The organism is Colwellia sp. BRX9-1, assembly GCF_014077195.1.
Classification (GTDB): domain Bacteria; phylum Pseudomonadota; class Gammaproteobacteria; order Enterobacterales; family Alteromonadaceae; genus Colwellia_A.
The window spans coordinates 1-205 of record NZ_JACGVM010000118.1; the positions used below are offsets into that span (position 1 = coordinate 1).

Annotated in this window: 1 tRNA gene; it reads left to right on the top strand. The window is 46.8% G+C overall.

The features are described 5' to 3' along the window. The first annotated feature begins 36 nt into the window (after positions 1 to 36). Positions 37 to 113 (top strand) — tRNA-Met (locus tag H4J76_RS19710). Positions 114 to 205: the final 92 nt, after the last annotated feature.

The following is a 205-nucleotide window of genomic DNA, read 5'->3' on the forward strand; positions in this document are numbered from 1 at the left end:
ACTTGGCTTTCCTAAGAAGGTATTAGGACATTCGGACGCGGGATGGAGCAGTCTGGTAGCTCGTCGGGCTCATAACCCGAAGGTCGTCAGTTCAAATCTGGCTCCCGCAACCAACTTTAACTCAAGTATAAAGAGTGTTTGTACTGAAGGTCGTCAGTTCCCTCTCGAAAGATATGGGCTCTCACAACCAACTTAAGATATAAGT